The organism is Bifidobacterium sp. WK041_4_12 (assembly GCF_041080795.1).
In the GTDB taxonomy this organism is placed as follows: Bacteria; Actinomycetota; Actinomycetes; order Actinomycetales; family Bifidobacteriaceae; genus Bombiscardovia; species Bombiscardovia aquikefiricola.
The window spans coordinates 834,890-858,684 of sequence record NZ_CP129674.1; the positions used below are offsets into that span (position 1 = coordinate 834,890).

The 23,795-nt window shown below is 54.4% G+C and carries 20 protein-coding genes; 16 read left to right on the forward strand and 4 right to left on the reverse strand.

From position 1 onward, the window contains the following. Together nagB and nagA are read left to right on the forward strand one after the other, a co-directional pair. Positions 1-789, forward strand: coding sequence for a glucosamine-6-phosphate deaminase (gene nagB / locus QN215_RS03680; RefSeq protein WP_369344760.1), 789 nt, complete (start codon positions 1-3; stop codon positions 787-789). A 96-nt stretch (positions 790-885) separates the two neighbouring features. Next, a complete protein-coding gene (gene nagA, locus QN215_RS03685; protein ID WP_404978505.1) occupies positions 886-2,148 on the forward strand; it encodes an N-acetylglucosamine-6-phosphate deacetylase in 1,263 nt (420 codons plus the stop codon). A 137-nt stretch (positions 2,149-2,285) separates the two neighbouring features. Here nagA and QN215_RS03690 read toward each other — a convergent pair whose 3' ends face one another. Genes QN215_RS03690 through QN215_RS03700 form a run of 3 tightly spaced genes read right to left on the reverse strand, consistent with a single transcriptional unit; the run spans position 2,286 to position 5,908 of the window. Next, positions 2,286-3,662 (reverse strand): ABC transporter permease, encoded by a 1,377-nt coding sequence (locus QN215_RS03690; RefSeq protein WP_369344761.1) that lies wholly within the window; start codon positions 3,660-3,662, stop codon positions 2,286-2,288. Next, positions 3,649-4,899, reverse strand: a complete 1,251-nt coding sequence (locus QN215_RS03695; RefSeq protein ID WP_369344763.1) for an ABC transporter permease — start codon at positions 4,897-4,899, stop codon at positions 3,649-3,651. The genes QN215_RS03690 and QN215_RS03695 overlap by 14 nt, the downstream gene beginning before the upstream one ends. Before the next feature lie 31 nt (positions 4,900-4,930). Beyond that, positions 4,931-5,908 (reverse strand): ATP-binding cassette domain-containing protein, encoded by a 978-nt coding sequence (locus QN215_RS03700; protein ID WP_369344764.1) that lies wholly within the window; start codon positions 5,906-5,908, stop codon positions 4,931-4,933. Between the two features lie 108 nt (positions 5,909-6,016). Here QN215_RS03700 and QN215_RS03705 point away from each other — a divergent pair, with 108 nt between their 5' ends. From QN215_RS03705 to QN215_RS03720, 4 genes are all read left to right on the forward strand, one after another. Beyond that, the gene (locus tag QN215_RS03705; protein WP_369344765.1) at positions 6,017-7,342 is read left to right on the forward strand and encodes a sensor histidine kinase; all 1,326 of its coding nucleotides are present in this window, start codon (positions 6,017-6,019) and stop codon (positions 7,340-7,342) included. Positions 7,343-7,401: 59 nt separating this feature from the next. Further along, the gene (locus QN215_RS03710; protein WP_369344766.1) at positions 7,402-8,070 is read left to right on the forward strand and encodes a response regulator; all 669 of its coding nucleotides are present in this window, start codon (positions 7,402-7,404) and stop codon (positions 8,068-8,070) included. Positions 8,071-8,319: 249 nt separating this feature from the next. Further along, positions 8,320-10,209: a glutamine--fructose-6-phosphate transaminase (isomerizing) gene (gene glmS / locus QN215_RS03715; protein ID WP_369345051.1), complete on the forward strand. Its 1,890-nt coding sequence runs from the start codon at positions 8,320-8,322 to the stop codon at positions 10,207-10,209. 130 nt (positions 10,210-10,339) lie between these two features. Next, positions 10,340-11,167, forward strand: coding sequence for a pseudouridine synthase (locus QN215_RS03720; RefSeq protein ID WP_369345052.1), 828 nt, complete (start codon positions 10,340-10,342; stop codon positions 11,165-11,167). Between the two features lie 112 nt (positions 11,168-11,279). Here the strand turns inward: QN215_RS03720 and QN215_RS03725 are convergent, their stop codons facing one another. Continuing rightward, a complete protein-coding gene (locus tag QN215_RS03725) occupies positions 11,280-12,050 on the reverse strand; it encodes a type III pantothenate kinase (protein WP_369344767.1) in 771 nt (256 codons plus the stop codon). 280 nt (positions 12,051-12,330) lie between these two features. Between QN215_RS03725 and QN215_RS03730 the strand changes: the two genes are divergently transcribed. From QN215_RS03730 to QN215_RS03775, 10 genes are all read left to right on the forward strand, one after another. Then, complete coding sequence (locus tag QN215_RS03730; protein ID WP_369344768.1) at positions 12,331-13,995, forward strand: ABC transporter substrate-binding protein; 1,665 nt, start codon at positions 12,331-12,333, stop codon at positions 13,993-13,995. A 15-nt stretch (positions 13,996-14,010) separates the two neighbouring features. After that, positions 14,011-14,994: an ABC transporter permease gene (locus QN215_RS03735; RefSeq protein WP_369344769.1), complete on the forward strand. Its 984-nt coding sequence runs from the start codon at positions 14,011-14,013 to the stop codon at positions 14,992-14,994. Positions 14,995-15,023: 29 nt separating this feature from the next. Beyond that, positions 15,024-16,007, forward strand: a complete 984-nt coding sequence (locus QN215_RS03740; RefSeq protein ID WP_369344770.1) for an ABC transporter permease — start codon at positions 15,024-15,026, stop codon at positions 16,005-16,007. Further along, positions 16,004-16,900, forward strand: a complete 897-nt coding sequence (locus tag QN215_RS03745; protein WP_369344771.1) for an ABC transporter ATP-binding protein — start codon at positions 16,004-16,006, stop codon at positions 16,898-16,900. Before QN215_RS03740 ends, QN215_RS03745 begins: the two co-directional genes overlap by 4 nt. Next, positions 16,897-17,796: an ABC transporter ATP-binding protein gene (locus QN215_RS03750; protein WP_369344772.1), complete on the forward strand. Its 900-nt coding sequence runs from the start codon at positions 16,897-16,899 to the stop codon at positions 17,794-17,796. The genes QN215_RS03745 and QN215_RS03750 overlap by 4 nt, the downstream gene beginning before the upstream one ends. Before the next feature lie 486 nt (positions 17,797-18,282). Next, complete coding sequence (locus tag QN215_RS03755; protein WP_369344773.1) at positions 18,283-19,287, forward strand: pyridoxal-phosphate dependent enzyme; 1,005 nt, start codon at positions 18,283-18,285, stop codon at positions 19,285-19,287. 132 nt (positions 19,288-19,419) lie between these two features. Further along, complete coding sequence (locus QN215_RS03760) at positions 19,420-20,592, forward strand: cystathionine gamma-synthase (protein WP_369344774.1); 1,173 nt, start codon at positions 19,420-19,422, stop codon at positions 20,590-20,592. Positions 20,593-20,652: 60 nt separating this feature from the next. Next, a complete protein-coding gene (gene recQ / locus QN215_RS03765; protein WP_369344775.1) occupies positions 20,653-22,560 on the forward strand; it encodes a DNA helicase RecQ in 1,908 nt (635 codons plus the stop codon). A 141-nt stretch (positions 22,561-22,701) separates the two neighbouring features. Further along, positions 22,702-23,184: an S-ribosylhomocysteine lyase gene (locus QN215_RS03770; RefSeq protein ID WP_369344776.1), complete on the forward strand. Its 483-nt coding sequence runs from the start codon at positions 22,702-22,704 to the stop codon at positions 23,182-23,184. Between the two features lie 51 nt (positions 23,185-23,235). Continuing rightward, positions 23,236-23,772, forward strand: a complete 537-nt coding sequence (locus QN215_RS03775; RefSeq protein WP_369344777.1) for an N-acetyltransferase — start codon at positions 23,236-23,238, stop codon at positions 23,770-23,772. Positions 23,773-23,795 lie beyond the last annotated feature (23 nt).

The following is a 23,795-nucleotide window of genomic DNA, read 5'->3' on the forward strand; positions in this document are numbered from 1 at the left end:
ATGACTGAAGTCATTATCGTCAAGAATCAGGATGATGCGGGGAGCATCTATGCGCAGAGGGTTGCGCAGCTGATTGGCAGCAAGCCGGACTGTGTGCTGGGACTGGCGACAGGGTCAAGTCCGTTGGCTGCCTATCGTCAGCTGGCTGCGCTTGTTGCAAGCGATTCGATTGACGTTTCGAAGGTGCGTGGCTTCGCGCTCGATGAGTATGCCGGACTTGATCCGAACCATCCACAATCGTATAAGAGCACGATCAACCGTACCGTGGTTGAGCCCTTGGGCTTGGATCCTGAGAAGATTCACGTGCCCAATGGCAATCTTTCCACAATCGCAGAAGCTGGGCACGCCTATGACAAGGCCATCGAAGAAGCTCGCGGGGTGGATATTCAGATTCTTGGCATAGGCACTGATGGACATATCGGCTTCAATGAGCCAGGTTCGTCACTTGCATCAGGCACGCGCATCAAGACTCTGACGGAACAGACACGCATCGATAATGCACGATTCTTCGACGATGACATCAATCAGGTTCCCACACACTGCATCACCCAGGGAATCGGTACGATTCTGAAGGCACGGCATCTGATTCTTCTGGCATTCGGCTCTGGAAAGGCAGAGGCCATTGCCGAGACGGTGGAAGGTGGCATCTCGTCGTTCTGCCCTGCATCCGCACTCCAGCTGCATCCACATGCAACGGTGATCGTTGACGAGGCGGCAGCTTCTCGCCTACGCAACAAGGACTATTACAAGTATTCGTTCGAACATAAGCCCGCATGGCAGGGCATCTGATGGGCATACGATGCGAGCTACGGTCTACCTCATCAACAGGAGAGCAGAATGTGAACGCCAGCAGCGGTATCTGGCAGAGGAGAGGATGAACGGTCGATGAGCGGCAAGGAATCGAGAACGGAACAAAGCGCGGAGCTTCGCGAGGCCGTGATGGCTGCGCCACAGACCTTTGCCATCACCAATGCCACGAAAATAGACGCGCGCGGCATTGAACACCATTTCTGGCTGGTTTCAGCAGATGGAAAGATCGTTGCAACCGGTAGCAACGATGATGACTTTGACCGAGCGTGGGCTGCTGTGTCCGCACAGTCTGATGCGGCGCAAGTCGTTGTGGATGCCCACGGTGCCATCCTCACGCCGGGATACATCGACATTCATTCCCATGGTGCCTGGGAGCGTTCCTTCGATGATGGTTTGGAAGGCATCGCGATCGCGCGCGCAGGGCATGCCATACATGGCACCACGCGGCAGGTGCTCAGTCTGATCACGAATCCCTTGGACGTGATGTGCAACAATCTCAATGCCGTTGCCAAGGTCTGCGAAGAGCGCCCTGACTGCATTGGCGCGCATCTTGAGGGGCCGTTCCTTGCGCTGTCGCGCAAAGGTGCGCATGACCCGGCATGTCTGCGAGATCCAGAACCGCAGTACGTCGATCGTTTGCTGGAGGCCAGCAATGGCTGCATACGCCAGATCACGATTGCGCCTGAGCTGCCACATGGCATCGAAGCGATACGTCGATTCAGCCAGGCGGGCGTAATTCCTGCCATCGGTCACTGCGATGCCGACTATGAGACCACGCGGCGAGGAGTCGATGCAGGAGCCAGAATTCTCACCCATGTATTCAACGCCATGAACGGAATCCATCACCGCAAGCCGGGTCCGATTCCTGCCATTCTGGAAGATCCTCGCGTGCAGGTCGAACTGATCAACGACGGATTCCATGTGCAGAACCCTGTGGTGAAGCTTGCATTCGCGCTGTTCGGCAGACGCATAGCGCTTATCACCGATTCCATGGCGGCGACGGGATGCCCCGATGGTGCGTACACGTTGGGCAAGCTTGACGTCACCGTCGAGGGTGGTCATGCTCGACTTGTTTCGAACGGTGCCATAGCAGGTTCCACCCTGACGCTGGAGGAATCCGTGCGCAGAGGAGTGGAAGAGCTGGGCTTGTCTGCGGTGGATGTCGTCGCAGCTGCAACCGAAGGCCCGGCGCATGCGCTGGGAATCGACCGTCCCAATGCGATCACGCAGTATCCACTCGGCTTTCTTGCGCCAGGGTATGCGGCGGACTGCATCATTCACGCTGAACAGTCCTGGAAAGCGCAGTCAGTGTGGTGCGAAGGCCGACAATTGGCCTGAAATCGGAGCCGAATGCGTTCATTGTGAACTTAGCGAAGTATAAACGCTGAAAAAGGGCTATTTTGTCACGTCAGATTGCCAAATATTCGCGTTTATACTTCGCGAAGTTCACAATGAACACTTGCGACGGACGTTCGTTAGTGCTCGGTGAGTTCGGTGACGCGATTGGCCATGCCGAATTCCGCATGAGCGCTGCGATATCTGCCCCCTGCAAGCCCTACACACACGAAGACGCAACCAAACAGCGCAACCAAGCCCATGCTTTGCAACCATCCGAACATGCTTGGATGGGGAGTCTGGAACGTTGCCAGGCCGAGAGCATCGTTAATGGAAGTAGTGAACCACCACCCAGGCAGAAGCTTTCCCAAGGTGACCATGGCCTGGGGCATTACCGCCGGATCAAAGGCGGCACCCGAAGTGAACATCAGAATCAAACCAAAGGATACGGCGATTGCACTGGCAACGGTGGGGGAAGCTCTGAATTGTCCGATCATGAAGCCAAACGCCATCGAAGTCAGTGTGCAGACTAGTTGAGAGATACCTACTTTGGTTATTGCGAGCACACTGATTGCAGAAAAACCGTGGTTAAAAGGCATGATTGCCAACAACGCTATCGAATAATACAGCGCCCAGCAAAGCAGCCCGAAGCTCATGCCGCCAAGCAACTGTTGTGCACTCAGCTCATATGATCGAACGGATGATGCATTGAGGCGACGTCTTGTCTCAGGTGCATTGAACACCCCGATTAAGAGGGAAATGCATGTGGTCATTGCCATGAAAACGGGGTAGATCGATAGCTTGATGGTCAGACCGAAGCTGTTGGCCATTGATTTGCCCGTGTCTGCGGCTTCTTTCACTACCTTGACAGTGGGTGAAAGGCTGGAGACTTTCGACTGCCTGACGACATAGCGTACTGCGCTCGACAGGTCAGGCTGCACCCCTGAAGCCAGAACGGATCTGAGCTCTGAGAAAAAACCATTCACATCGGTTTTTGCCAACACTCCCTCGCTCGAAAGGTAGCTCACCGTGGTGTCAGCAAGCGGCATGGCAGATGGTGAACTCTGCGATGAACCGTTGCTTGCTGAGAGATTGTTTGATTGTCCATTATGCGATGAGATTGCGGCCTTATCGAAACGTTCAGAAAAGCCCTTCGGAATAATCACGATCAGGTCAACATCATTGCGCGCTATGGCATCCTGCAAGCGTTGCGGTGTATCCTGAAGCGTCACCATGGTGGCGCCTGAGCCAAGATACTCGTGCAATCCCTGAGCCAGATTGCCAGAATCACGATTGATGATCGCAATATTGGCTTTGGGCAGTTTGGAAGCGGCATTCTGAGCAGATGGTGCGGTGGTGCCAGAAGACCCAGTCGATGAAGCATTCGCATCATTGCCCGCCGCGATGATGCTGGAAATTCCGAGAGCCAACATCAGCGCGCCGAAAGTCAGCACATAAAGGAGCATATACAGCTTGTGTGCCCAGATGATGCGTAACGCTGTTTTAAAGGTTTGCATAGCTGCGCCTCCTCATGAGACTGATTGCCAACGTCATGCATATGGCTGCGGTTATCAGCAGAATTCCTATAGTGGTCATGAATGGTTGCAGACTGTCGTAATAGAGCAGGTCATAGAACAGGTTCGAAACCTGCTTTACCGGGTTGAACAGATCAAGTTTGGGAAGATTGCGGCTTATGTAATCGCTTAAGTTCATCGCCAAGGATCCATACAATCCTGCAAACAGGGCTCCAAAACATGCAATGGCAGTGCTGATGCCACTTTTCGCACCCCGTGAGAGTCGAGGAATTGTACCGATCAGCAGTCCGAATGTGGTTGCGGTGAAGCTTGCTATCAGCAAGGCGACGATGGCGAGCGGTTCTCGACCTCCTACCGCAATATTGCACACGAATCGGATATAGCAGAATGACAGCACGAGACTTAAGAAAGAAGTCAGCCAACTGGCGAGCAGAATGGCAATGAACTGTCGCCATTTGGGCAGCGGCGCAATCGAGCGGCGTGCCCCCACATATGACAGATTTGCTTGCGCGGTGGTTATGGAGACGATGGCAAAGCTCATCGACATCATGGAAACCATGCCCAGTAACGCGTAATAGTATCGTGCAAACTGATCAGGGGCGAAGTGAGTGAGCGAATGGTTGCGCGTATATTTCAGGGTTGCGCTCGCGGCGCTCGCTGTAACATAGCGTTCAATCTGTGCGCGTGCTTGGTTCTGCGATTCCATGCGTTCCTGCATGCTCGCTGCAGGGTGAGTCGCTGCCAGAGCTTTGAGAGTTGCCTGACTGTGATTGAACTGGGTGATGATGCTCCTCAATGAGCTGATGGTTATGCCTGCCGTTGATGATGACAAGGGGTCCGTGACTTCGGTGTATAAGTCGTCGGAGATGGCGAGGCTGAAGCTTCCTTGGTCATTGACGAATAGATAGCCGTTGTCATGCTTGGTCTGCACGCGTTTTTTCGCGACAGAAACTGATGAAACGGTTGTTGGGTGTATCAGCTTCGTGCCGTTGGTGTTCTTGCCAGCGAGCGCAGTGACCAGCGAATCTGCACCTGCAACGCTTTCCCAGTTCGAGTCATGCACGACGGCGAAATTCTGGGCTTGGATATGGCTGTTCGTCAGTCCGCTGAACATGCCCCAGAACAGGCTTGCCAGGAGAATGGGGAATATGAACAGCCAGAGTAGGTTGCTTTTTTCGCGAAGATTCACCTTGATCGTGGTCAGGAATGTGGTCCACATGATGCTTTTCTCCCTCCTTGTCTCTTCAGGCTCAGTCTCGTAACGCCTTGCCGGTCAATTCCAGGAACACGTCGTTCAACGTCGGCGGCTGCGAACTCAGATGGCCGAAGTTGGTGCCGGACGTGTGGAGGATATCGAGGATGTCGGCAAGATTGCGATTGCCGTGTCTGCAAGCGATCTTGAGTTCCTTGCCGTCGAAGTCGGCCTGTGTCACGAAGGGCAGCGCTTGCATGGTGTTCAGAGTCTGCGCGTCAAGATCGAGTGTTTCAACCGTGATGCGTTCACCCATGTCAATCATGTCTTTGAGCTGGTTTGCTGTTCCCTGGGCAATCTGTCGGCCATGATCCATGATCATGATTCGCGTGCAGATCTGTTCAATCTCTTCCATGTAATGGCTGGTATAGAGAATCGTCGCACCTTCATCGCGCAAGTGCTGAATGCCTTCGAGTATGGCGTTGCGGCTCTGCGGGTCAACGGCAACGGTGGGTTCGTCGAACAGAATCAGTTCTGGCTTATGCACGATGCCGCAGGCGATGTTGAGTCTTCTGAGCAGACCCCCAGATAGTTTGCCTGGGCGATAACTGCTGAATTCCTGCAACCCGACGAATGCGATGGCATCGTCGACGAGTTGCTTCCGATCCTTGTTCTTCGGAATGAAGAGTGAGCAGAAAAAGTTGATGTTCTCTCGTACGGTAAGCTCGTTAAACACGGCGACATTTTGAGGAATCATGCCGATTTTTCGTTTCAAATCGTACGATGTTGGGGTCATTGGTCTGCCAAGCACGCTTACGGTTCCCGATTCATGGCTGAGCAGTGCAAGAATGCAGTTTATTGCCGTGGTTTTCCCGGAACCATTCGGTCCGAGCAGTCCGAATATTTCGCCTTGGTGAACATGAAGGTTGAAATCGTCAAGCGCGAGCATCGTGCCATAGTGCTTGACAAGATTCTCTACGCATATCGCCTCGCTGGTGGCGTGTGCTTGCTCGGTTACGTTCGTATGTATGTCCATGCTCGAATCCTCGCACAGGCTAAGCCGCAGGAACAGTGATAGCTGTCATCACGTGACATGACATTTGTCATTTCTGGCATGAGCGCGGCGTAATCTTGAAGGTACATCATGAATGGAGGGGCCATGGTACGTGGAGCTTTCAAGCTTGTGCTGTGGCTGCTATGCGCGTCGTTTGGATTGCTGTTGCATGGCAGTACTCTCTCGGCTGCCTCAATCTTTGCTCTGGGTGCTTCCCTCGCTTCTGCAGCGCTCTATGAAGGGCTCACTCCAAGCAGATTTGCTGCGGCAGCGTCGGCACTGCTCGCGATGACGGCCTTAGTATTGCCTCAGCTGTATGCATTTGTACCATTATTCGCCTTCGACGTTGCCTCTGCCGTGATGATGCGCATAGGCATCGAGGGATGGGAGGGATGGGTTTCGACGAAGTGGAAGGAACGCGCCTTCACGCTGCAAACGCTATGGTTCGAATGCCTGTTGATTGTCTGCATCATCATACCTAGCTTCATGCTGCTTGGTTTTCATCGTGTGGGCGGCTATGATTCGCTTGCCCTTAGGCTTGGAAGTACTTGTTTGATCGTGTTGAGTGTGGGTTCGGGCATGGCATCAAGCTGTTATGTGAGCCTGAAAAATCGCATCCTCCTTACCGACGATGAACGAAGATATTTGCGAAGGCGTATGCATCATGATGCTCTTCTTGCGGAGGATGAACGCAGAAGTGCAATTCATGAGGCCACGCTTGCCGAGCGGACCAGAATTGCCCGTGAGATTCATGACGGAGTCGGGCACATGCTGACCAGAGGCATCATGCAGGCACACACGTCCAGAGTGGTATCGATGCTCGCAGCAGACACGCAGAACGCCAAAAGCTTCGGAGATGTCGAAAAGACGTTCACCGAAGCCATGAATGCGGTGAGAAGTACCGTGCATGATTTGGACGATGAAGGCAATGATGTGGCATTGCAGATCGAATCTGCATCCAAAGCCTTGCAAGGACTGGCACAAAGTCCCAAGGTCACCTTGGAAAACGAAGTCAAGAAGGCACCAGCCCCCATCACACGCTGTCTGGCGATGACCATCCGCGAATCATTGAACAATGTGGTTCGTCATAGTTCGGCAACTCAGGTTGGCATTGTTCTTCGAGATATGCCGGCGCTGTGGCAGCTTGTGATACAGGATAATGGGGCGCAACACGCAAATAATGCCAGGTATTCGGCTGTGCATACTCCAACACAGTGTGATGATATGCGCGGAATGGGGATTGCCGATATTGAAGCGCGCGCTCAGGAATTTGGCGGCAGTGCGCTATGCGGTCCCAATGCGCAAGGTTGGAGAGTGTTCGTATCGTTGCCGAAAGAAGCTTGGAAGCCGCACGACGCTGATGACAATGCCGAAGGTGTAGAAGAAGCTTATGCAGGGCAAGTTCACGCAGCATAAGAGGCTGCCTAGCAGCAAAGAGACACGGAGTTCGCGGAAAGGCACAGGAGGGTAACGCAATGAAGGTAGCCATAGCCGACGATGATCCAATCGTCTGCTCGTCCATATCAACTATTCTGGTGCAGCTTGCTCATGCTGCAATACTATGGACCGCGAACGATGGCGTTGGAGCAGTCACATGCTATGCGAAGCAGCGTCCCGATGTGCTCCTGATGGATGTCCAGATGCCGCATATGAGCGGCTTGGAAGCCGCAACATCCATACTCAGCAATGATGCGCACGCGAAAATCCTGTTCCTGACTACCTTTGCAGACAAGCAATACATCGAGCAAGCGCTCGCAATCGGTGGACGAGGATACCTGATCAAGCAGGATGTTGCCGCGATCGTCCCCGCTGTGCAAACGGTGCTTTCCAGCGGAATAGTGCTCGGTTCCGAAGCTCTCTCGCATCTCTCGATAGGCACAGACGATGCCACGCAGAACGTTGGGAACCATGTTGCGAGCAGACAAGCCGACCAATCGCGAAGCAATCCATTTGCGAATCTCACCAACCGAGAGCAACGCATCAGTGCCCTTATCGCAGAAGGTCTTGATAACCGCGACATCGCTCAACAGCTCTACTTGAGCGAAGGCACCGTCCGTAACCGAATCAGTGACATCCTCGCCAAGCTCAACCTGAACAACCGCACCCAGCTAGCCATCCGCTGGCTCCACAGCCAGCCACGCTAGAGCCTTTTCGCAAGTAAGTCTGCCAGCTGTAGGAGTCGAATGTGTTCATTGTGAACTTCGCGAAGTATAAACGCTGAAAAAGGGCTATTTTGTCACGTCAGATTGCCAAAAAATCGCGTTTATACTTCGCGAAGTTCACAATGAACACTTGCGAGCTGTGGCGACGGGAATAATGCTGTCTGTAGAGGTTCAGAAGAGGTGTTCGTGGTGGATGAATGTGTGCACCGACGTGGCATAGACTTGTGTGACATGTGTGGAATCGTTGGATTTGCGGGAAATAGGACGGCATGTGGCAAACCCCTTGAGGTTTGCATGCAAGGGTTGAAACGACTCGAATATCGAGGATACGACTCTGCCGGCGTTGCTTTGGCGGCTCCTGGCATGGATAAGGTTGCGTGGCGCAAAAAGGCGGGTCGTTTGGGTCGGCTTGTTGAGGACTTGGAAAAGAAGCCGATGCCCGATGCCACGGTTGCCATCGGCCACACGCGCTGGGCGACCAACGGTGTTCCCAGCGATGTGAACGCGCACCCCCATATGAGCCAGGATGGCAAGATCGCCGTGATTCACAATGGCATCATCGAGAACGCTTCCGAGCTCAAGTTCAATCTTGAAGCAGAAGGCTACACATTCGCCTCAAGCACTGACACTGAAGTGGCGGCCAAGCTGCTAGGCAAAATCGCCAACGACATCGTTGAACATGAGGGCAAGCCGGATCTGTTCAAGGCTCTGCGACGCGTGGCCCGCATGCTGACCGGTGCGTTCACCTTGCTCGCCGTTGACAGCCGTCAGCCAGACATCGTCGTGGGTGCGCGCCATGATTCTCCGCTTGTCGTCGGTCTCGGCGATGGCGAGAATTATCTGGGCTCAGATGTCGCAGCATTCGTCGCTTACACCAAGCATGCGATGGAACTCGGCCAGGATGAGGCTGTCTGCATCAGTGGTGACAAGGTCATCGTGACCGACTTTGAGGGCAACGTCGTTGCGCACCCGAAGCAGTTCACGGTTGACTGGGATGCGTCCGCTGCAGAAAAGGGCGGCTGGGACTCCTACATGGATAAGGAAATCCATGAGGATCCTTCAGCCGTTTCCGAAACCCTGCTGGGTCGTTTCGACGCCAAGGGAACATTGAATCTTGATGAGGTGCATATCGATGAGGATGTCTTCCGTCAGGTTGACAAAATCATCGTCGTGGCCTGTGGCACGGCTTCCTATGCGGGTCTTGTCGCCAAATATGCCATCGAGCATTGGGTCAGGATTCCAGTCGAAGTCGAACTCGCGCATGAATTCCGTTACCGAGACCCAATTCTGACGCCGAGAACCTTAGTTGTCGCGATTTCCCAGTCGGGTGAAACCATGGACACGCTTATGGCTTTGCGCCACGCACGAGAGCAGGGTTCGCGCGTGCTTGCAATCTGCAATACGCAAGGGTCAACGATTCCGCGCGAATCCGACGCGGTGCTGTATACCCATGCGGGTCCTGAGATAGCTGTTGCCTCCACCAAGGCCTTCGTGGCTCAGATTGTCGCCGCCTATCTGCTGGGGCTGTATCTTGCACAGGTGAAGGGCACGATGTTCCGCGATGAAATCAGCCACATCGTCACCGATCTGAAGGCCATGCCAGAGAAAATTCAATGGGTGCTGGACACGCAGTCTGACACCATCAGCAAGACGGCCAAGCAGATGCTGCATGCACATTCCTTCATATTCCTTGGCCGACACGTCGGCTATCCGGTTGCGCTCGAAGGTGCGCTCAAGCTCAAGGAAATTGCCTATACCTTCAGCGAAGGCTTTGCGGCTGGGGAATTGAAGCACGGCCCCATCGCCCTGGTCGATGCCGGAGAGCCGGTGGTATGCATCATTCCGAGTCCTCGCGGTCGTGCCGTGCTCCACAGCAAGATGCTTTCTTCGATTGAAGAGGTCAAGGCACGAGGGGCGTTCACCATTGCAGTTGCAGAGGAGGGCGACGAATCGGTTGCCAACTATGCCGACGTGACTTTCTGGCGTCCACAGTGCCCGACCTTGCTCAGTCCTCTTGTTGACGTTGTTCCCTTGCAGCTCTTTGCCATGGATATGTCGGTGTTGAAGAACAATGACGTGGACAAGCCGCGCAACCTTGCAAAATCCGTGACAGTGGAGTGATGACTGCAAGTGATGGCTGCGAGTGATGACAGTGCAGTAATGGATGACAGTGCAGTGACCATGGGCGCAGACAGCAATGACAATACAGAAATGCAAGCATATGCAGACTCATGAACCGCGACATCGATGGATCGTCAATGAACCCGCGATACCGTTTTCCATGAGGATTCTCTACGCCGACAATGCGATCATCGTCGTGGACAAGCCACATTTTCTACCTACGACGCCACGGGGCATGTGGTACCGTTCCACAGCCTTGATGCGTCTGCGCGAACAGTTCTGCGATGATCGGATCGTTCCTGCGCACCGACTTGACAGGGCAACGGCTGGCGTCGTGCTGTTCGTTCGCGATCCGAGCCTTCGCGGTGCATACCAGATGCTGTTTCAGAACCGTCAGGTCCACAAAAGATATGAATGCATCGCACCAGCCGCCATCGTCAGGCGCCCACAGTACGGGGTGACGAGGTCATTGAATCCTCCTGCCGTTTTCCCCATCCTGCGTGAATCGAGGATAACCAAGCGTCGCGGCAAACTGCAGGCCTTCGAATCGATTGGTGCGGCCAACAGTTCAACGCTTATCTCGGTATCGCACGATCAGGGTCCGGTGCTCGAAACGCATGAATCTGGATGTATCTCTCGGAGGCAGCATCATCCGGGATTGCCAAGATTGCTCTGGCGCGTGTATTCACTTCAGCCTCGCTCAGGCAAGACGCACCAGCTTCGCGTGCATATGAATTCGATAGGATTGCCGATCCTTGGCGACGACTTGTACCCTGAGATTCGCATGAAAGCAACCCCACCAACCGAAGGTGAGAGCGCAGGTGCTAGCCCCGAAGACTTTGCGCACCCTTTGCAGCTTGTGGCTCGAGATCTCGAATTCATGGATCCCGTCACTGCAAGGCCGCGACGATTCGTGTCGCAGATTCCTCTTGAGCTGCCTCGAACTGGACATATGTGATGCAGCTCTGCGCACCATGAATCAAAGATTCTTGGAACATAGTTTGCATACGGTGCCAAGAGCACCAAAAGCACCAAGAGTGCACGTCATGACCTGCACATACCGCAAGCTGTCAATGATTGATGTTTCTGTCGTAGATCATGCGCATGCCTTTGAAAATGAGGTTTGGGTCGTAGATGTCGATGGAGTCAGTTTCCCCCTCGAAGATGCGTCCCAAGCCTCCAGTGGCGATGACGGTGAAGCGTTTGCCGACTTCCGATCGAAATTGCGCTATCGTACGTTCGACTCCGCCGAGGAAGTTATAGAACAACCCAGCCTGCATGGCTGATTTCGTGTCCGTTGCGAACACTGACGTAGGTCTTGTGATTTCGACTTCGGGCAGCTGTGCGGTCTTGTTGGACAGTGCGGCTGCACCGCTTCGAATGCCGACGGTTATCAAGCCTGCCGTAATCGTGCCTGTGGCATCCACATAGTTATATGTCGTCGCAGTGCCGAAATCCAGTACCAGCAGAGGCCCTCCGTGCAGGCCGAAGGCTCCGACGCAGTCACAGAGGCAGTCAGCGCCCAGAGAGCGAGGATCGTCAATCCGAATGTTGATTCCGGTCTTGATGCCAGGGCCGACAACGATGGGATCCACGCCGAAGAACTTGATGATGGCCGCACGGAATGAGTGCATGACGTTCGGAACGACCGAAGAGATGATGACGTCCTCCACGTCTGAATCTGAATAATCGCTCATGTGAAGGAATTCGTTGAGCATGAGGCCATATTCGTCGGATGTGTGGCTTGACGTTGTGGTCATGCGATACGTGGCAATGATCTTGGTGCCTTCAAGAAAGCCAAGCACGATGTTGGTATTTCCTATGTCAACGGCAATGAGCATAACGGTTCCTTCAATGGTACGAAGCGCATGGCCATGTCGCTGGACTGCAACCTGGGAGAGCGCCGAAACTTACCGAGCAGTGTAAATCTTCTGCAATGTATATATAGAGACCAGTGTATATCCCCTGCGGGTATCATGGGATGGTGATGGTCGACCTTATGAGGCGGCCAATCATCGTCACATCGCTGATGTTGACGGCTGCGAGAAACGGCCTTGAGATGAAGTGGTGCGATGTAGAACGAACAGTTCACTATAAGAACAACACAACAGAGAGAACATCATGGCTGAAAACTTACGCAGCGGGGATGCCCAGGGCACCTCGACTGAAACCACAGGAAGTATTCACGACGAACGGCAGACATCCGAACAATCCGCAGACCTTCCCGGATCGACCGATGACTCGTTGAATTCGTACCAGAAGCGTCACCGAAGCACGCCACCATGGGTGTGGATTGTGGCGGTGATTGCCGCAGTGGCGATTGCAGCCGGAGGCGTTTTTGCGTATCGGCACGCGAATTCCTCAAGCAGCGTGGCAGAGACATCTCAATCGATTTCGATTGGTCTCAAGCTCGCTCCCACGAACCTTGACATCAGGAATGAGGCAGGTGCCGCACTCGACCAGGTATTGATCGGAAACGTCTATGAGGGTCTGGTGGCGCGAAATTCCGAGAACGCCGTCGTCCCCGCGCTTGCAAAGTCATGGACGATTTCCAAGGATGCCAAAACCTATACCTTCACGCTTCACGCAGGTGAGCGATTCTCGAATGGCGATGCCCTCGATTCCAAGGATGTCGTATGGTCGTTGAATTCCCTGATCGACAATGACTATGTTAATGCTCAGGCGCTGGCCAACGTGGAGAGCGTGAGCGCTGACGGGACGACCACGGTCGTCTTGAAGCTCAAGGCTCCCGATGCGGCGCTGCTGTGGAACCTTACGGGGCGTGCGGGGCTTGTCCTCGATGAAGAGGCGCATTACGATGCCAAGACACAGGCGATTGGTTCGGGACCGTATCTGGTAGATAGCTTCAAGCAGAACGAATCCCTCACCTTGAAGGCCAATCCTCGCTATTGGGGAAGTCACCAGGCAAAGACGCACACGGTTGTACTGAGATACATCACCGATGACAATGCTGCGATCAACGCCTTGAAGAGCAACAACGTGCAGGTGCTTGCGCCGATCACGGCAAATCTTTCATCATCGGTTTCCAACGATGGCGATGTTGTCGTCAAGGCCGGCAACGATACGGACAAGTTCGTGCTCGCATTCAACAGCACAGGTCCGAAAACTGCGGACAAACGCGTTCGACAGGCGATTCGCTATGCCATCGACAACAAGGCACTGATCTCTTCCAGAGGTGGCGCTGACGAACTGCTCGGAGGGCCTATTCCCAGCCTTGACCCCGGATACGAGGATCTGACGAAGCTCTATCCCTTTAACCAGAACAAGGCCAAGGAGCTGCTCTCTGAGGCTGGTTACAGCACATCGAAGCCGCTGAAGCTCGACTTTGAATATGCGAATATCTACGGCACCGAGATAGGAGACCAGCTCCGCTCGCAGCTCAAGGCGGTTGGCATTGATCTCAACGTCAAGGTCGTAGAATTCTCGGCATGGCTGAACGACGTATACACCAACAAGAACTATGACCTCTCCTTGGTGGATCACAATGAAAGCCATGATTTCAACGCCTGGGCGAATCCTGAATATTACTTCAACTACGACAACAAGCAGGTTCAGGAGCTCTATGCGAAGGCTGTGTCGTCCACAAGCGATGCCGCATACGAGTCCTATCTGAAGCAGGCTGCACGGCTGGTGTCTGAAGATGCTCCCGCTGACTGGCTTTTCAACTATCGGGTAACGACCGCATATCGCAAAAGCGTCACAGGTTTCCCTCTGAATCTGAACCAGTCCCTGCTGCCATTGTGGAACGTTCAGAACAAGGCATAGGGAACGCTTGAGACTATGAGATTTCTGCTTCGGCGTTCGGCTCTGCTGCTGGCAGCCCTGTTTGGCATGTCGGTGCTGATCTTCATTGCCTTGCGGGTTCTGCCGGGCGATGTGGCATCGGTTATGGCAGGGCTGAACGCCACGCCCGCCCGCGTTGCCGCATTGCGACAGGAGCTGGGGCTGAACCGGTCATATCTGCAGCAATATGTCGATTGGTCCGGCAATGTCATCCACGGAAACCTCGGGGTTTCCGTGCTGACCGGGCGTGACGTCGGCGCGCAGATACTGTCGCGCGTGCAGATAACCTTTCCCTTGATTCTGCTTGGGCTGTTTCTGGCATGTCTGTTTGGCATACCGCTTGGCTGCGCTTCCATACTTGCGCCTCACGCAGGAGTTCGGCAGGGCTTGCACATGCTTGCGCTGGTCGGCGGTGCACTGCCGGCCCTGTGGGGTGCGATGCTGTTCATCATGCTGTTTGCGAAGGGTTCGGGACTGATCAAGATCTTTCCCTCCCAGGGTTTCCCAGACGAAGGTTGGAAACAGCCCGTGTCTGCCTGTGCCTCGTTGGTGCTTCCCGCTCTGACGGTCGGCATCATTGTGGGTGCCAGCATCATGCGCTACACGCGTTCCGCGCTGCAGGAGATGCTGGCATCCGAATTCGTCGATATGGGCATGGCCTGTGGCATGACACGCGTTCAGGCGGTGCTGCGAATCGGTCTGCGCATAGTGTCTCCCCAGCTGGTTTCCGTCATTGGCATGACCTTCGCAGAGATGATAACGGGAGTCATGGTGATTGAGAACCTCTTCGCCTTGCCCGGCATCGGTTCGATGCTGGTCACTGACGTTGGCAATCGTGACCTGCTGACGGTGCAGAGTGAACTCTTTGTATTGGCCGCGTTCTTCCTGTGCATAGGTTTCGCCGTCGATGTAGTGCATCGAATTCTGGATCCTCGGCTGAAGGGTGCAGCGCTGTTAGCATCGGCTGAAGGCATGCAATGAAGGCGACGAATCCACGCAGCGCTGAAACGATGACATCAGTCAGATACGCATTCACGGTCATGCGCGTCGTGCTGCGATCCATGTGGCGTCGAGCTGAAGGCAGATTTTCCCTGCTTGTTCTCGGACTGTGGCTTCTCGTATCGCTTGTTTCGATGTTCTGGACGCCGTGGTCGCTCTGGTGGACCGATGGGTATCATGTCTGGCAGAAACCATCGATGCTTCATATACTGGGAACCGATGGCAGCGGTGCCGATATGGTCAGCTGGCTGATGGCAGGTTCTCGGACCAATTTGCTGATCTGCGTGCTTACCATAGTCGTTACGGCAATTTTCGGTCTGCTGCTTCTGGCTGCAATGCTTGTACGGGCTACGATGCTTGCGCAGATGTCGGTGGTGGTCATCGATGCGCTGATTTCCCTGCCGACGGTCTTGCTGGCCTTGATACTTGCCGTGCCGTTCGGCCCGAGCGTCGCGGTGATTGTGGCCGCTTGCGGATTCGGCTACGGCCTCAATCTGGCGCGCATAGCACGGCCTCAAGCGTTGCTTGTTGCACGATCCGGCTATGTTGAAGCTGCCATGTCGAACGGTGCCCGTGCGTCGAGAGTCTTTCTCGGGCATGTTGTGCCCAACATCAGGCCGGTATTGGTCGTGCAGCTTTCCATGTCGGCTGGAACGGTGATACTGGCGGAATCGGGATTGACCTATCTGGGTATCGGCGTACAGAGTGGCGTTCCGTCATGGGGTCATAGTCTGGCGACTTCCGTGTCCTTCATCAACGTGTATCCGCTCACCGTACTGTGGTCTGGGCTGATCATCACCTGCGTAGTGCTCGCATTGAACCTGTTCGGAGATGCCTTGCGCGATTGCGCTGACCCACTGAGCAACGCCGAACTGCGCAGTATACGACAGGACGGCGGTGCGGGGCAGAGCAGTGGTGAACAACAGAGTAGCAGTGAACAACAGAGCAGCAGTGCCGTCCTGGGCCAAGGAGTGACGAGGGGGAGCGGACAATGAGCACTTCGATGAATGCGCGGACTGGTTCACTCGCACAGTCACAAGAACAGTCACAGCCACAGTCACCAACACAGGCATTGGCAATCGGCAATCTTGATGTCACGATTGGCGACCATCCCATACTTACTCAAGTGTCGCTGGACATTGGGGTAGGCGCTCGCGTCGGGCTGATAGGCGCTTCAGGTTCGGGAAAATCGATGCTGTCCCGTTCGATTCTGGGCCTGCTGCCTTCCCACGCTCATGCGTCGGGTTCTATCAGACTCTTCGGCCATGAACTCATAGGTGCTTCTGACCGAGAGCTGGCTGACATGCGTGGACGCACCGTCAGCATGATCTTCCAAAATCCTGCTTCCGCATTGAACCCGGTGATGAAGATAGGCAGACAGATTGCCCTGCCTTTGCAGCTTCATTACCATCTTCCGGCAGACGAACGCCTCCGACGGGTCAAGGCCATGCTCAGCAAGGTAGGAGTGCCTCAGAGCATGCTCAATGCGTATCCTCACCAGCTCTCTGGAGGGCAACAACAGCGTGTGGCGATAGCCTCAGCGCTTATCACCGCTCCGCGTCTGATCATCGCGGATGAGCCGACCACGGCGTTGGACTCCATCACCCAGCTGCACATTCTCGATCTGCTTGTCGATCTGGTTGACCAAGCTGGCGCCTCCCTCCTCTTCATAACCCATGATTTCGGTGTTCTGACACATGTGACGAGTCGTTGCTATGTCATGGATCATGGACACATCATCGAGCATGGTGCGACTTCCCAGATGCTCGAAAACCCTGTCAGTCCGGTTACCAGACAATTGGCACAGTCGGCTGAGGAGCTCAAATTCGCAACGCTTCATGACCGTCCCACCAACGAAGGAGACGACGATGGAAGGGGACGAGAATGACTGAAAGACAGCATAAGGCTGTGCATGAAACTGAGCACGAAATTCACTCACGCGGCGACCTTGCCTCGCGTCAACCCGTTCTCGAAATGAATCATGTCAGTAAAAGCTATCGTGCTCGTGGCATGTCGCTCAGGCTGCTGAACGACGTGTTCCACGCATCCAGCACAGGCCGTCGGACCGATTCGCTCGCTCTTCACGACGTGTCACTGTCGCTGAAAGCCGGCGAATGCCTGGCAATCATTGGTGAGTCCGGCTCAGGGAAAACCACCGCCACACGCATCATGCTCGGGTTGCTCGCCCCGACTGCCGGTTCTGTGCTGTACCAGGGAAAGCCTGCACCGATGCATTCCCCAGCGTGGAACAGACTTCGTCACGAGTCTTCAATGATTTTCCAGAATCCGTATTCTTCACTGGATCCACGTTGGACGGTACGTCAGTCATTGAACGAGGCTGTATCGTTGCGATTCGGTCGGAGTCTGGACCCGGACTCAGTGGAAGCCCGCTCTATCCAGACCCTCGACACGGTTGGCTTGGATGGCCGCATCATGCTTGATCGTTACCCTATCGATCTTTCTGGCGGTCAGGCGCAGCGCGTGGCGATAGCCCGGGCCATCATCGATGAACCGGAGATACTGCTTGCCGATGAGCCCATGAGTGCGGTCGATATGACCGCACGCGTGCAGATCCTTCATACCTTGCAGAAGATACGGGCACTTCAAGGCTCGTCGCTGAGCATGATGTTCGTCTCGCATGACATTGGCATGGTGCAGCATATCGCTGATCGCATAGTGGTACTCAAGCATGGTCGTGTTGTTGAGCAGGCTCCCTGCGACGAATTGCTGAACCATCCGCAGCAGCCATACACGATGGAACTCTTGAAGGCCGCGTCCCTCTGACTCGTATGGTGAGACACGCTGGGCAGAATGTTGTGGTACATTGATGGGCATGATGTTTCTTTCATGTTGTTGTCGCTAACCGACGCCCAGGGCGAACGGTTGACGACGCATAACTTGAGATTGAACACATTCTTGCATGTGAGTGAATTCCTAAAAATTGCATAGCAACGCTTGATTACGAAGTCTGCATTGCAATATTCGAAGTGCCAATAAGGCGTACAGGGTTTCACGAATAACATGAATGAGCACAGATTGATACGGGTGGTTACGGTCTCAGTGCTCAGTGATTGTTTTCCGGTTCGGTGTGAACGAGCTTGCATGATGCATGTATTTCCTTTCAAGAATATGGTGAAACTCGTTATTGTTGATGATTGCTCGCAGGGTGACTGCCGGGGCATTGATGCTCGGCGGATGATGAATGCAATGTAATGACCATTGAACGCAATAAATACAGGTAGTATAAATTTCTGAAGATAACGAGGAATCATGAATATTGCAAACAGTATTACAGAACTTATTGGTGGCACCCCATTGGTGAGACTTCATCGGGTGACCGATGACATTCGTGCCCAGATTGTGGTTAAGGTCGAATATTTCAACCCTGGGGGATCGTCGAAAGACCGCATCGCTGAGCGCATCATCCAGAAGGCTGAGGAGGAGGGCAAGCTCTTGCCGGGAGGCACGATAGTTGAGCCTACCAGCGGCAACACTGGCGTTGGCTTGGCCTTGGTCGCGCAACAGCATGGATATCACATGATTTTTGTGGTGCCAGACAAGGTATCGGAAGACAAGCGGGCCGTGCTTGAGGCATATGGGGCGCAGGTCGTGGTGACTCCCACCGAGGTCGAGCCGAGTGATCCGCGCTCATATTATTCTGTTTCTGACAGGCTGACGGCTGAGATTCCCGGCGCATACAAGCCAAACCAGTATCAGAACATGAACGGTCCTGAGAGCCATTACCTTACGACTGGTCCAGAGATCTGGAAGGACACCGATCGGAAGGTCACACATTTCGTTGCAGGCATAGGCACGGGCGGCACGATATCCGGCACCGGGAAATTCCTCAAGGATGCCTCTCAAGGTTCAGTGCAGGTCATTGGCGCAGATCCTGAAGGTTCGATTTATTCCAATCCTTCGGATGTCCACCAGTATTTCATCGAGGGCGTGGGCGAGGACTTCTATCCGAAAACCTATGATCCATCGGTTGTCGATGAAGTCGTGCAGGTGAGCGACGCCGAGGCCTTCGAAATGACGCGCAGACTGGCGCGCGAAGAGGGACTTCTTGTCGGAGGATCGTCAGGCATGGCGGTTGCGGCAGCCCTGAAGTCCGCAAGGATGCATGATCTTGGTGACGATGCGTTGATTGTCGTGCTTCTGCCCGACTCGGGACGTGGATATCTGTCGAAGATCTTCTCTGACTCATGGATGCAGGAGCATGGATTTGGGGCAGTGGTTGAGAGAACATCCGAGGCTCACATGATTCCGCAGTAGGCAACGGCGGTAAGCGTCGGCAGCAAGCGTCGGCGGTAGCGCGTCGGCAGCAAGCGTCGAAACTCACAGAGAACCGATAGATACACACAGAGAACCATAGACACGTATATATAAGCACTTTCACCATAAGGAATGAATATGACAGAGAATTTTGCAGCAACACGTCTGGCAACACGAGCAATACACGCAGGACAGGAAGCTGATGCGACCACAGGGGCAGTGGTGCCACCAATATACATGACATCCACATTCAAGCAGGACGGCGTTGGGGCACTGCGTGGAGGCTACGATTACAGCCGTTCGGTGAATCCTACACGAGACGTTTTCGACACGCAGCTGGCCGCAGTTGAAGGAGCGCGTTACGCAGTCGCGCTGTCTTCAGGGCTGGCGGCGATCGATGTTCTGCTCCGGTCAACCTTGAAGCCTGGAGACTCGATTCTGCTCGGTGACGACGTCTATGGTGGAACATACCGCCTGCTGAGCAAGGTGTTCGTGCCGTGGGGTGTTCATGTGGACGTCGTCGATGTCACCGATCTTCAGGCCGTGCGCAGCAAACTCTCGCAGCATCATATTGACGTGGTGTGGGTGGAAACCCCTTCGAATCCCTTGCTTCGCATCACTGACATCTGGGCGACCTCCGCGCTTGCCCACGAGTTCGGTGCGACTCTCGTAGTCGATAATACTTTCGCATCGCCGGTGTTGCAGCATCCTCTTCAGGATGGTGCCGACGCCGTGGTGTATTCGACGACCAAATACATCGGCGGTCATTCCGACGTGGTTGGGGGAGCGATAGTGCTGAACGATCCGGAGGTCTACGAGAAGGTGACCTTCCTGCAGAATGCTGCTGGTGCCGTTCCTTCCCCCTTCGATTCGTGGCTGACTACCCGTGGGCTCAAAACCCTCGATATGCGTGTCAGGCGGCACAGTGCGAACGCCTTGTCTCTTGCGCGGCATGTGGAAGGTAATGCCAAGATCGAACGCGTGCTGTACCCCGGTCTCGAATCTCACCCTGGCCATGATGTTGCTGCCCGTCAGATGCAGGGTGGTTTTGGTGGCATGATCTCGATTCAGCTCAAGGATGGGATGGAGGCAGCCAAGACCTTCGTTGGACGCACTGAGATTTTCACGCTTGCCGAATCGCTTGGCGGTGTCGAATCGCTTATCGAGCATCCTGCTGCCATGACCCATGCTTCCGTGTCCGGCACTGCCTTGCAGGTCCCTGACAATCTCGTGCGGCTTTCCGTGGGCATCGAATCGATCGAAGATCTGACCGAGGACATCGATCAGGCTCTCGCCTCGCTATAATTCAGCCTTGTTGGTTCAGCACAGAGAACGATGACTCGGTGTTGCCTTACAGTGGTTGGCATGGTTACTGACGAGGCACAGGCACAGTCAGCCCTCCATCGCTATTTCGGATACGACTCGTTCAGACAAGGCCAGGCGGGAGTGGTTTCTGCCATCATGAATGGCAGGGATTCATTGTCGGTGATGCCGACTGGTGCTGGCAAGTCCGTGTGCTATCAGATTCCATCGGTGCTGCTGCCGGGCTTGACCGTGGTTATTTCGCCGTTGCTTTCACTGATGCGCGATCAGGTCGATGCGTTGGACGATGTTGGGATTTCAGCGGCATTCTTGAATTCAACGCAGACGGTTGACGAGCAGCGTGAAGTCCTGGCCAAAGCGTGCAACCATGCCTATCATCTGCTCTATGTTGCTCCGGAACGTCTCGCGGAGCCGTTCTTCGTCGCAACATTGAGACGTCTGCAAATCTCTGTGGTTGCCGTGGACGAGGCGCATTGCATCTCGCAGTGGGGTCAGGATTTTCGACCGGCATATCTTGATATTGGCACCTTCATCGCTGCTTTGCCGCATCGTCCTACCGTTGCCGCGTTTACTGCAACGGCCACGGCAAAGGTTCAGGAAGACATCGTTCGGATTCTGCATCTGCACGACCCGCAGCTCACCGTCACCGATTGCGATAGGCCAAATCTCTTTCTTGATGTTCGACGCATGGCGAAGTCCGAGAAGGAAGCCTGGATTCTGCGCTATGTTTCCGAACATGCTGATGAGTCAGGCATCATCTACTGCGCCACGCGCAAGGAGACCGATGCGGTTGCCGACGCATTGCAGGCTCATGGGGTGAATGCCGCATGCTATCACGCAGGCCTGAGCCATGAGGAACGGCGAGAATCTCAACGCGCCTTTGTCAACGACGATGTTCAGGTGGTGGTCGCTACCAACGCATTCGGCATGGGAATCGATAAGTCGAACGTTCGATACGTGATCCATCACAATATGCCGGAGAGCATCGAAGCATACTATCAGGAGGCCGGTCGAGCCGGTCGCGATGGCGAGGATTCGAGATGCACGCTGCTCTGGAATGAATCTGACATAGTGCTGCGCAGACGATTTCTTGAATCTGGAGGACTTAACGATCACATGACGCCTGAGGAGGGACAGCAGGTTCAGCAGACCAGGAATCGGCTGCTTCAGTCGATGATCGGATACTGCCGGACCGTGAACTGTCTGCATCGCTACATTCTGCACTATTTCGGGCAGAGCATCGACAAATTCAATGAGCAATCGGTTCAGGCTCAGTCCGCCCACTCCTGCGGGCACTGCTCGAACTGCATGAGCACGATCACTTCTGATGACGTCACCACGATGGCGCTCGCCATTGGCAGATGCGTCAGCGCCATCAACCAGCGATACGGCATGAGCATGGTCGTGCGCATCTTGAGGGGATCGCAATCACGGCAGATTCTTCAGTCCGGCTTGAATGCCGTCCCCCAATTCGGGGCATTGCGCGAATGTTCGGAAGCTGCCGTGCGCGACGTACTGAATCAGATGACGGTCGATGATCTGCTGGCAGTCACACCAGGTCGCATGCCAATCGTCATCTTTGGAAGCAAGGCAGCAAGCTTGGCATCGTCTGATTTTCATTATGAGATCAAGCATCGCGAACGCAGGAAGGCAGCAGGAAACTCGCACAGTCCTCGTGCCGCAAGCCTGCGAGACGAACAGGACGAGATAGACGATAATCCTATGGACGAAGAGCTGTTCCAATGCCTTCGAGGAGTCCGCAAGCGAATCGCAAGCGAGATGGGCAAACCACCATACATCGTGTTCTCTGACAGAAGTCTGCGAGACATGGTCCGTCTTCGTCCCATGGACAAGGAATCCATGATGCAAGTCAACGGCGTTGGCGAGCATAAGTGGCAGAGCTATGGTCAGCAGTTCATCGATGCGATTGCCGAATATGCCAAGCGGTAGATCGAGCCATGATCGGTCTGGACAATAATCAAGCATGCGCGGCATGTTCACGCATAGCGTTCCAGCCCACTTGTTCCGAATCGCTGTCTGCGTCCGCGTTAAGATTTCAAAGAGTATGCCATATTGTAGAAAGGGAGCATCATGAGTGACAAGCCTGTTGTAGAAAGTTTTCAACTCGACCATACCAAGGTCAAGGCACCATATGTTCGTCTTATTGACGAAGAGCAGGGGCCGAATGGCGATGTGATTTCCAATTATGATCTGCGTCTCGTGCAGCCGAATGAAAATGCGATTCCAACCGCAGGCCTGCACACCATCGAACACACGATTGCCGTGCTGCTTCGTGAACGCATTCCTGGATACATCGACTGCTCGCCCTTCGGATGCCGCACCGGTTTCCACCTGCTGACCTGGGGCAGGCACAGCACGGAAGACGTTGCGAAGGCGCTCAAGGAATCCTTGAACTTCATTGCTGACGAGGCCACTTGGGACGATGTTCCCGGAACCGAGATCACGAGCTGTGGCAACTATCGCGATCATAGCCTGTTCTCGGCAAAGCAGTGGTCGAGGGATATCGTGGACGCCGGAATCAGTTCCGATCCATATGTGCGCAAACTCGTCTGATGTGACACGCGAACAGTCGTGATACGACAACAGTTGTAGGAGTCTTGTATCGTGCAGCAGGAATTAGAGCAACACCGTCATGTTCGTCATGCTTCGAAGGCAGATTACCAGGCCATTCTGAGCATATACGCCCATGCAAGAGACGTGATGAAGCGCAATGGCAACCCCACGCAATGGGGAGACATCTATCCGCTCGACACCGAAGTGCTGCACGATATCGAGCTTCATCGGTCGATGCTGCTCGTCGATCAGGATCCGCATGATCGTTCAGAACGAATTCTTGGAGTCTTCGCCGTCTGCCAGGGGCCAGATTCGACCTATGCGCACATAGACGGCTCATGGCTCAACGATGACGACTATGTGGCGATGCATCGGGTGGCATCCTCCGGTCTGGCGAAGCATACCGGCAGAGCCATGCTTCAATGGGTGGTTCGCGAATATCACAATGTCCGCGCTGATACGCATCAGAAGAATGTGGCAATGCAGCATATTCTCACATCGGCAGGATTCACTCGCTGCGGCATCATCACCTTGCCTCCGCGCGAAGTGGGCGGCCGTGAGAGAATCGCCTATCAGCGGCATAGTTAAGATACACGTTCGTCTCAATATGG

Excerpts from the sequence above, each read along its gene's own strand:
- QN215_RS03770 (WP_369344776.1), top strand. The coding sequence starts at position 22,702 with ATGAGTGACAAGCCTGTTGTAGAAAGTTTTCAACTCGACCATACCAAG.
- QN215_RS03745 (WP_369344771.1), top strand. The coding sequence starts at position 16,004 with ATGAGCACTTCGATGAATGCGCGGACTGGTTCACTCGCACAGTCACAA.
- QN215_RS03740 (WP_369344770.1), top strand. The coding sequence starts at position 15,024 with ATGACATCAGTCAGATACGCATTCACGGTCATGCGCGTCGTGCTGCGA.
- QN215_RS03725 (WP_369344767.1), bottom strand. The coding sequence starts at position 12,050 with ATGCTCATTGCCGTTGACATAGGAAATACCAACATCGTGCTTGGCTTT.
- nagB (WP_369344760.1), top strand. The coding sequence starts at position 1 with ATGACTGAAGTCATTATCGTCAAGAATCAGGATGATGCGGGGAGCATC.
- QN215_RS03695 (WP_369344763.1), bottom strand. The coding sequence starts at position 4,899 with ATGTGGACCACATTCCTGACCACGATCAAGGTGAATCTTCGCGAAAAA.
- nagA (WP_404978505.1), top strand. The coding sequence starts at position 886 with ATGAGCGGCAAGGAATCGAGAACGGAACAAAGCGCGGAGCTTCGCGAG.
- QN215_RS03760 (WP_369344774.1), top strand. The coding sequence starts at position 19,420 with ATGAATATGACAGAGAATTTTGCAGCAACACGTCTGGCAACACGAGCA.
- QN215_RS03730 (WP_369344768.1), top strand. The coding sequence starts at position 12,331 with ATGGCTGAAAACTTACGCAGCGGGGATGCCCAGGGCACCTCGACTGAA.
- QN215_RS03710 (WP_369344766.1), top strand. The coding sequence starts at position 7,402 with ATGAAGGTAGCCATAGCCGACGATGATCCAATCGTCTGCTCGTCCATA.
- recQ (WP_369344775.1), top strand. The coding sequence starts at position 20,653 with ATGGTTACTGACGAGGCACAGGCACAGTCAGCCCTCCATCGCTATTTC.
- QN215_RS03750 (WP_369344772.1), top strand. The coding sequence starts at position 16,897 with ATGACTGAAAGACAGCATAAGGCTGTGCATGAAACTGAGCACGAAATT.
- QN215_RS03700 (WP_369344764.1), bottom strand. The coding sequence starts at position 5,908 with ATGGACATACATACGAACGTAACCGAGCAAGCACACGCCACCAGCGAG.
- QN215_RS03755 (WP_369344773.1), top strand. The coding sequence starts at position 18,283 with ATGAATATTGCAAACAGTATTACAGAACTTATTGGTGGCACCCCATTG.
- QN215_RS03735 (WP_369344769.1), top strand. The coding sequence starts at position 14,011 with ATGAGATTTCTGCTTCGGCGTTCGGCTCTGCTGCTGGCAGCCCTGTTT.
- glmS (WP_369345051.1), top strand. The coding sequence starts at position 8,320 with ATGTGTGGAATCGTTGGATTTGCGGGAAATAGGACGGCATGTGGCAAA.
- QN215_RS03705 (WP_369344765.1), top strand. The coding sequence starts at position 6,017 with ATGAATGGAGGGGCCATGGTACGTGGAGCTTTCAAGCTTGTGCTGTGG.
- QN215_RS03690 (WP_369344761.1), bottom strand. The coding sequence starts at position 3,662 with ATGCAAACCTTTAAAACAGCGTTACGCATCATCTGGGCACACAAGCTG.